At 69.1% G+C, this 8,199-nt stretch carries 6 protein-coding genes and 1 pseudogene; 4 read left to right on the top strand and 3 right to left on the bottom strand.

Going from position 1 to position 8,199, the window contains the following annotated elements; translation table 11 throughout:
* A pseudogene (locus ACFYW5_RS34505) lies at positions 1 to 1,009 on the top strand (NAD(P)/FAD-dependent oxidoreductase).
* Positions 1,010 to 1,150: 141 nt separating this feature from the next.
* Positions 1,151 to 2,743 carry an MFS transporter gene (locus ACFYW5_RS34510; protein WP_389421092.1) on the top strand — a complete coding sequence of 531 codons (1,593 nt, stop codon included), beginning with the start codon at positions 1,151 to 1,153 and terminating at the stop codon, positions 2,741 to 2,743.
* Between the two features lie 215 nt (positions 2,744 to 2,958).
* Here the strand turns inward: ACFYW5_RS34510 and ACFYW5_RS34515 are convergent, their stop codons facing one another.
* Both ACFYW5_RS34515 and ACFYW5_RS34520 read right to left on the bottom strand, forming a co-directional pair.
* The gene (locus tag ACFYW5_RS34515) at positions 2,959 to 3,510 is read right to left on the bottom strand and encodes a hypothetical protein (RefSeq protein WP_389421093.1); all 552 of its coding nucleotides are present in this window, start codon (positions 3,508 to 3,510) and stop codon (positions 2,959 to 2,961) included.
* A gap of 171 nt (positions 3,511 to 3,681) precedes the next feature.
* Positions 3,682 to 4,044, bottom strand: coding sequence for a hypothetical protein (locus tag ACFYW5_RS34520; protein ID WP_389421094.1), 363 nt, complete (start codon positions 4,042 to 4,044; stop codon positions 3,682 to 3,684).
* A 1,293-nt stretch (positions 4,045 to 5,337) separates the two neighbouring features.
* Between ACFYW5_RS34520 and ACFYW5_RS34525 the strand changes: the two genes are divergently transcribed.
* Together ACFYW5_RS34525 and ACFYW5_RS34530 are read left to right on the top strand one after the other, a co-directional pair.
* Positions 5,338 to 5,643, top strand: a complete 306-nt coding sequence (locus ACFYW5_RS34525) for a hypothetical protein (RefSeq protein ID WP_389421095.1) — start codon at positions 5,338 to 5,340, stop codon at positions 5,641 to 5,643.
* An 895-nt stretch (positions 5,644 to 6,538) separates the two neighbouring features.
* Positions 6,539 to 7,213 (top strand): restriction endonuclease, encoded by a 675-nt coding sequence (locus ACFYW5_RS34530; protein ID WP_389421097.1) that lies wholly within the window; start codon positions 6,539 to 6,541, stop codon positions 7,211 to 7,213.
* 298 nt (positions 7,214 to 7,511) lie between these two features.
* Here the strand turns inward: ACFYW5_RS34530 and ACFYW5_RS34535 are convergent, their stop codons facing one another.
* Entirely contained in the window at positions 7,512 to 8,003 is a 492-nt protein-coding gene (locus ACFYW5_RS34535; RefSeq protein WP_389421096.1) for a DUF5949 family protein, read from the bottom strand.
* Between the last annotated feature and the right edge of the window lie 196 nt (positions 8,004 to 8,199).

The raw sequence follows: 8,199 nt of genomic DNA on the forward strand, positions 1-8,199 counted from the left end.
ATGGCTGTGACAGCTTCTCCGTACGCGAGCGACGCACTGCCCGGGGGGACCGTCGACGCGGTGGTGATAGGCGGGGGCGCCGCAGGGCTGAACGGCGCGCTGATGCTGGCCCGCTCCCGCCGCTCGGTCGTCGTGATCGACAGCGGCTCCCCGCGCAACGCGGCCAAGGCCATGCACGGATTCATCGTCCTGGACGGCACCCCGCCGTCCGAGATCCTGCGGCGGGGGCGGGAGCAGGTGCGCCAGTACGGCGGGCGCGTCGTCTCCGGTGAGGTGGCCTCGGCCGAGTCCGCCGACCCGGCGACAGACGGGGATCTGCGGTTCACCGTCACCTTGGCCGACGGCCGGAGTATCAGCGCGCGCCGGGTCCTGGTCGCCACCGGCCTGAAGGATGTACTGCCCAAGGTCCCTGGGCTCGCCGAGCACTGGGGACACAGTGTCGTGCACTGCCCGTACTGCCACGGCTGGGAGGTGCGCGACAAGCCCATGGGCCTCCTTGCCACCGGAGCGGCCTCCGTCCACCACGCCCTCCTGTTCCGCCATGACCGAGGACCTGACCTACTTCACCCACGGCACCTGCCCGGACGAGGACACCCGAGCCCGGTTCACCGCCCGTGGCATCCGCATCGTCGACACCCCAGTGCAGGAAGTCGTCAACGACCAGGGCGGCACCCTGGCCGGGGTGCGCCTGACCGACGGCCAGGTGGTGACCCGCCGCGTTCTCGCGGTCGCGACCAGGATGGAGGCCCGCACCGAGGGCCTGGACGGGCTGAAGCTGCCGATGCAGGATCTGCCCGACAACATGGGCCGCGGCTTCGCCTCCGGCATGGCCAGCACCACCGAGGTACCGGGCGTATGGGTGGCGGGCAACGCCACCGACCTGGCCGCCCAGGTCGGCGCCTCCGCAGTGGTCGGCGCCCTGGCCGCCGCCCACATCAACGCCGTGCTGACCACCGCGGACACCGACGCCGCGCTCGCCGCAGCACAGGACGAGACCCCCACCGCCTGACATCCCGGCACGGGACCGGCCCCGCGCGACCGCACCCTGCGATGCGCGCGGTGACCCAGGCTCCACCCATCCCCTTCACTCGCGTTCGGCGACCGGCACTGTCCCGGCGCTGACTCACCATGCCCATGTTGAGAGGAATCCATGAGTACGAACCGGCCCGTACAGGCCGCACCGGCCGACGGCGAGGGTCTCCCTGACGCGCATCAGCTGCGCACGATCCTGATCACGGTATCCGTCGCCCTGATGGCGGTCATCGCCTCGGTAACCGGGCTGAACGTCGCGCAGACCCACATGGCCGTCGAATTCGAAGCCTCCCAGAGCACGGTCCTGTGGATCATCAACATCTACACCCTCGCCCTGGCCGCGCTGCTGCTGCCGCTCGGCGCCCTGGGTGACCGACTGGGCCGCAAGCCCATGCTCGTTGCCGGGCTGACAGTCTTCGGCATCGCCACCGTAGTCGCGGCCCTGGCCCCGACGGCGGAAGTGATGCTCGCCGCCCGGGTGGTCAGCGGTATCGGCGCCGCAATGATCATGCCGATCACGCTGGCCGTCATCACCTCCACCTTCCCCGAGGAGCAGCGCGGCAAGGCGATCGGCGTGTGGACCGGCGTCGCCGGAGGCGGCGGCATCCTGGGCATGTTCCTCGCGGCACTCCTCGTCGACGTCGCCGACTGGCGCTGGCTGTTCGCCCTGCCGGTGGTCCTGGTCCTGGTAGCGCTGGCCATGACGCTGAAGTCGGTTCCCAATTCCCGGGAGACCTCGGCCCACCCCTTCGACACCGTCGGCGCCCTCGTCTCCGTGATCGCCGTGACCGGCCTCATCTTCGTCCTTCAGGAAGGCCCCGAACAAGGCTGGACCGCGCCCGCGACGCTGATCAGCCTCGCCGTCGGCCTTGTCGCAGCCATCGGCTTTGTGGCCTGGGAGCTGCGCCGCCGCGACGCCTCACTGCTGGACGTGCGCCTGTTCCAGGAGCGCGGACTGTCCGGCGGCTCGCTCACGCTGCTGGTGGTCTTCGGTGTCCAGGCGGGCATCGGCGTGGTCCTCTTCCCGTTTTTTCAGGCCGTACTCGGCTGGTCGGGACTGCTGTCCACGGTCGCGATGCTGCCCATGGCCCTCATGATGATGATGTCCTCCGGCCTTGCCCCCAAGCTCGCCGCACGCATCGGCGCCCGCTCGACCATGGTGGCGGGCATCGCACTGGCCGGCGTCGGCATGGCCCTCATGGCCCTGTTCGTCTCCGTCAGCGGCGGCTACCTGTCCGTCCTGCCCGGTCTGCTCGCCATGGGCGTCGGCATGGGCCTGTCGATGACCCCGTCCACAGAGGCCATCACCGGCTCCCTGCCGCGCGAGAAGCAGGGCGTCGCCTCCGCCCTCAACGACGTCACCCGCGAATTCGGCACCGCACTCGGCGTAGCCCTGCTCGGCGCACTCGTATCCGCCGGCTACCGCAACGCCATCGACGACAAGCTGCACGGCATTCCCCACAACGCCGCAGACACCGCCCGCGAAGGCGTCGCCAACGCCATCGAGGTGGCCGGCAGCACCGGACCACACGCATCGGATGTACTCCTCGCGGCCCAGCAGTCCTTCGTCGACGGCTGGCAGCAGGCCATGTGGGCAGGCGCCGTCATCATGGGGGTCCTGTTCGTCTACGTCGCCGTCCGCGGCCCCAAGAACACACACTCCGCGGCCACCACCGAGACCGACCCCGCTGAGGCTGTCTCCGTCAGCTGACCGGACAAGAGCCGGGCTGCAGTCAGCAGACCGCTCCACGAACACCGCGTTCGCCAATCACTCGCCGGGAACCAGAATGCCGCTGAAGCCGAGCTGCCCTGCAGCCGATGTCGCTGTCGGTGGGCGCGCGGTGTTGCTCGGGCTGTCGGTGCGGCGGTTGTTCTGTGACGGCCCGAGTTGCGGCCGGCGGACGTTCGCCGGGCAGGTCGAGGGGCTCACGGTGCGCTACCAGCGCCGCAGCCCGCTGCTGCAGCACCTGGTGGAGATGGCCGGGGTGCTGCTCGCCGACCGGGGCGGCGCCCGGCTCCTGCAGATCCTGCAAGCGCCGCTGTCGCGGACAAGCGTCCTGTTCCACTTGATGCGCTTGCCGCTTCCGTCGGCAGCGGCTCCGCGGGTGCTGGGCGTGGACGACTTCGCGCTGTATGCGGACGTCTACGGAACCCTTCTGGTGGATGCCGAAGGACCCTTACGCGGTCCAGGCACCAGTCGTCGTCATTGTCGTTGCCTTCGAAGCGGAGGTAGACGGGAAAGCGGTCGGCGTCGATGGTTTCGAGGCGGGGCAGGCGTGGGTCGTTGCGCGCGGCGTCGAGCACGTTCGCGCTGTCGCCGAAGATGTACGCGTAGTTGTCGCCGGGTTCGAAGTCGTTGCGGGTGGAGTCCACGTGGAACTCCCGGCCGGCGACTCCGGCGTAGACGAAGCCGCCGGTACCGGCTCCGGGGTCGGCTGCGGTTACCAGCTGAACGGTGATCTTGGTGATGTCCGGCATGAGTGCCTCCATGCAGCAGATGCGGCCCGCTCACGTCCGAGCGGGCCGTGCGCGAGCCGGTCCCCGTCAGGCAGCCGTGGAGGCCGGGGACCCCGACGGGAACGAGCACGCGTTTTGGCTGGCCGGCGCCCGTGGCTTGGTTCAGCGGATCGAGGGCGCCGGTGGAGCGGGTCAGGTGCCGAGGTATTCCAGGAGCACGCTGACCGGCAGGTCGTCCGCGGAGTCCGCGGCGTTCTTCTTCATCCGTCCGATGAGGATCTTCTGGGTTCCGGGGGGAAGTTTCTCCCCGAGACGGCCGCCGTTGTCGGGCACGTTGCGGGGCTGCACACCGCCCCAGCTGCCGTTGGCGAAGATGCTCACGCCGAGCTTGGTGTCGCCGTAGGCGCAGCCGAAGCTGAGCCACGCATCACCCCACGGGCCGGCGTTGGGCGGAGGCACGGACAGGATGATCGTGTACTTGTAGTGGATCAGTCCGTTGGTGTCGGTGAACGCGAAACCGTGCGGGACCTGGTCGATCTGGAAGCTGTTGGACACGCAAGCACTCCTCGGCTCGGCAGGGGCGGGAACACCTCTCACGATATGAAGTTGCTTATCTGATTTGGCACTTGACGGTGGCAAACCCCCGGTTTGAGCGGACCCGTAGCACACTGGACGCCTCCCCCGCACGCCCCGCGTGCCCTTGCCAACCAGTTGGTGCGGACGCGCCCCCACCACACACCAGCAAAGGGACCACCGGGCTGGGCGGGACACCGGGGACTCCAGGCATCCGCGAGGCCGGCAGGCGCGCACCGCCATGGGATGAAGCCCCCCGAACCTGGCTCTCCGGGACGTCATGACCGTTCGCCGCGGGGCCCGTGGTGCGACCGGAACCGGTCGGGATCCGGGCAGGAGGCCGTTCTCTGACTTCCCGCGCCTGCGGGTGAACTCCGCCCCGGACACGGCGTTTCCAGGCACCGCCACCTGCTAAGAAGATCGCTGTTCCTGCCGCATCTTCCGGTAGAGGTGACCGTGCGTAGCCTTGCCGCCTTCGCGGCCGCCGGCGCGGCACTCGCTGCCCTGGTCGGCCCCGCCTATGCCGGCACCACCGCGAGTACGCTGCCTGTCCGGGCCCTGCTTGACGTCCTGCCCGTGGAGGACGAGACGCGTGCCGGCTCTGAGCGGGAGGCGTTCCGGCATCTCCATGAGGCGGCGGCGCCCAGGAGCCGGACGCTCACCGTGAGTTGGTGCGGAACTCGGGATCCGACCCCCACAAAGCACGGCATCCGACCCGCGATTTCCGCTGCAGAGACTTCGGTTTCCCTGCACCCGCGGGCCACGCGGGCGGGGGACTGGCAGGCCCGCATGTTCACCGAGTCGCGTATTCGCCGGAGCCGTCGGCCGACCGTCATCCTGTGTCGGTGCTCTGCGGCATGATGATCGGCGTGGACACCGAGGTACTGATAGACGTCTGGCAGCGGCTTCTCGCCGATCCTCGCAAGTCGTGGAACTCAAGCCGTGAGACCAGCCCTGCCTTCGCCGGATTCCTTGCGCCCAGAAATCAACGCTGACGGCCAACTCCCCTCGCCGTAACGTCGCCACCGGAGCTGGTGCGACAAGCCGGCGCACCAAGAGACACGCGAAGGCTTGCCTCTGACTCGACGGCCGCGAGCTACCAGTGCCGGGGTGTACGAGCGACTCCGGGCGAGGCGGAAGCAGGCGGGCAGCCGTTCAGGCTGGGAGCGCCTGGGGGCGCCTGGGAGCGTCGCCGGTGACGAGGTTGCCTTGACCCTGCTGTTGTCGCCCGTCTGCGTGAACTCGCCGTGCCGGCTGGGGCGGTAGCCTGCGGGCATGTCGGTCAACATCAATCTTCACTTCACCGTCTCGCAGCTCACGGACGCGGCACAGGCCGAGGCGGTCGCCGAATCGATCGGCGAGCTGCTGCGCGACGAGGGCATCGAGGACCAGGTCAGCTACGGCGCGGTCTGTGACAGCGGCGTCCACTATGTATCGGGTGAGACGCAGTTCCCGCTCAGCATTACCCGCTTCGGCCACTGGCAGCCGGAGTTCGAGAGCTCGTTCGCGTTTGCGGTGGCCGAGGCTGCCCCGGCGGCGAAGGGCGTGATCGAGTGGGGTTACCCGGACCAGGAACGCTGACGGTCTCGCGCGCTGGCGGGACGCAGCCACACACTGTCCAGGTGGCCCGTCAGGTCATCCAGGCTCAGCCTGTCACAGTGTCCGACCGGCCCTTGGGAAAGCAGCGGGAGCGCGGTGGCCGGTGTCTGAGCGTCCTCGACGCCGGAACGGGATAGTTCACCCTCTGCAGCCCCGACGACCACACCCAGGTCCTGAGGGCAGCCGGCATGTTTCTGACCGTCCTGGCGGACCAGGGCCCCCTGGTGAGCGCCTGCTGCTGCCGCTGCGTCCAAGCGTCTGAGCAGCAACGCGGGAGCAGACGCAGATCATGCGCCGGACAGCGACCGCCAACAGCGCGGGGTGTCGGTGGGTGGGCTGCTTTTACGCCAACGCGCGTGCGTGGGATGGGTTGCGGGCGGCTTCGTGGGTTGATTGTGGTGGTGGCGGGGCTGCGGGTTCGGCTCGTGGGTGGGGTGCACCTGGTCCGCTGCCGCAGGGAATGTGTGCAGGTCAGGGGTCGTGGACCACGGGGATTTGGCTTGGTGCTGTTTGTGTTGGTGCCGTAGCGGCTTGTTCGATGCTGGCGTATGCGGTGGCCGGGGGCTCAGCGGGGCTGGTTTGTCAGTGCCAGCTGCTAAACCGATTCCCAGTGCACAGACCGCAGTCGGCGGTCTGGCGGGCTGGGGAGGAAAGCTGTGGCGAAGCCGCCTGAGGGATATCACGTCGTGCGCCGTCATCTTCGGCGCAACCCGTCTGCGCCGGGGAAGAAGTTGAGCGGCTGGACGATTGCCGCGCTGGTGGCGGGGGTGTGGTTATGGAGTCAGCTGTTCGGCTTGGGTGAGGCATCCCCGGCCCAGCCGCCGGCTCCGCAGCCGTCGGTGTCGGTGGGGGCCGGCCGGTGAGGGCGGGCTGGCGCGTGTGCGGGCTGCGCCCGCCCCGCACCCGTGGGGAGCGTATTGCGGCCGCGGTCGTGGCCTGCGCTCTTTTCTGGCTGGGAGCGCGACTGGTGGCGGCAGCGTGGCATGCGGCCGTGCGCGGCTGGCCGTGGCTTGTCGCGGCCGCGGCCGCGGCGGGCCTTTGGGCGGGGTGGCAGTGGTGGCGGGCGGTGTGTGTGCGTCGGCTGCGGGTGCAGGCGCTGGCCCGGCTGCGGCTGACGCTGGCCGAGATCGATGCCATGGACGACATCACATTCGAGTACGCGCTGCGCGATCTCCTCATCCGCGACGGCTGGAGGGCGTTCAGGGTGGGCGGGCAGGGCGACCAGGCCGCCGATGTCATCGGAAACGACCTCCAGCGCGGCCGCATCGTCGTCCAGGCCAAACACACCCAGGTCCGGGGCAAGGTCGGCTCATCGGTGATGTACCAGGTCAAGGGAACCGCCGGCCCCGTCCACAACGCCGACATCGCCGTGGTCGTCACCAACGGCTCCTTCACCCGCGACGCCAGAGTCTGGGGCGAACGCCACCGGGTGTACTGGGTCGACCGCGACCGCCTCCACACCTGGGCAACACTGGGCACCCCCCTGCACGACGTACTGCGCTTGCCACGCCGCACCACCACGCGCCGGGCAGCCCTGCGGCACGCCGCGTGAGACAAACACCGTGCCCGTCGCTCACTGCTGCGCGGTCCTGAGGTAGAGGGTGTCGCTGCGCTCGGCCCCCGGGCAAAGAACCCTGTGACGGGGCCGTCGCCCGCTCGGGCGTGGCGAGGTGCTCGAGGGCTGAAGCACCGGGGGAGCGGAGGGCTCTGGCCCGGATGCTGAGGGCATGGCATTCCTCGTCTTCATGACCTTGCCCGGGCTGGTGATCCTTTTGACGGTGTTGGCGTTCGTGGATCAGCTTGTGTTGCGTGCCGGCAGGGCTGGTGTCCTGCCGCGGCTGGTGGCCGGGTCAGCGGTCGCGGAGTTTGCGGGCTGGCAGGACGACCTTGGCAGACAGTTTCAGTGTCTCCTCGTCGTTGGCGAAGGCGGCCAGTGCGTCCGTGTCGTTCAGTTCTCCGCCCGGCCACGTGCGCGTCGTGATCAGGAGACAGGCGTACCCGCGCTCGGCGACATCCGCGAGCCATTGGTTTGAGGGGACGATTGGTGCGTTGATCTGCGGCATGGACAGGACCACAGATCCGTCCACGACGAGGAGGCTGATCGGCATGCTCGGCCGCAAGCTGCCGTCGATGAGGCCGTCGTCGGGGGTGAGCTGGCAGTTGTGGATCAGCTGCTCGACGGCGGCGGCGGAGCTTTCGGGACCGCCGTCGCCGTCGCCGAGGGAGAAGGCGAGGATGTAGGGGATGGCGCCTTGTGGTGTTTCGCGGCTCCATGACATGGCGACGAAGGTCCCCACCTCGGCGGAGCGTACGGGGTGCGTTTGTGTTGAGTTCGAGGTCACGGCGTGACCGTATCGGCGCCGTGGCGGCAGCCTTTGTCCCTGCTCACTCGACCGGGTGACACCTGACGGGTTCTGTACCCGAACGAAGGACGACTGGGGCGGTCAGGCTGCTCTACCTTCTTGATCGGGTTGATCGAGCCATTCGTAGGGTTGGATCGCCCAGGGGTGCCGGGTGTGGCTATCAGGCTGCTGCCAG

Source organism: Streptomyces sp. NPDC002779, from assembly GCF_042888685.1.
In the GTDB taxonomy this organism is placed as follows: Bacteria; Actinomycetota; Actinomycetes; order Streptomycetales; family Streptomycetaceae; genus Streptomyces.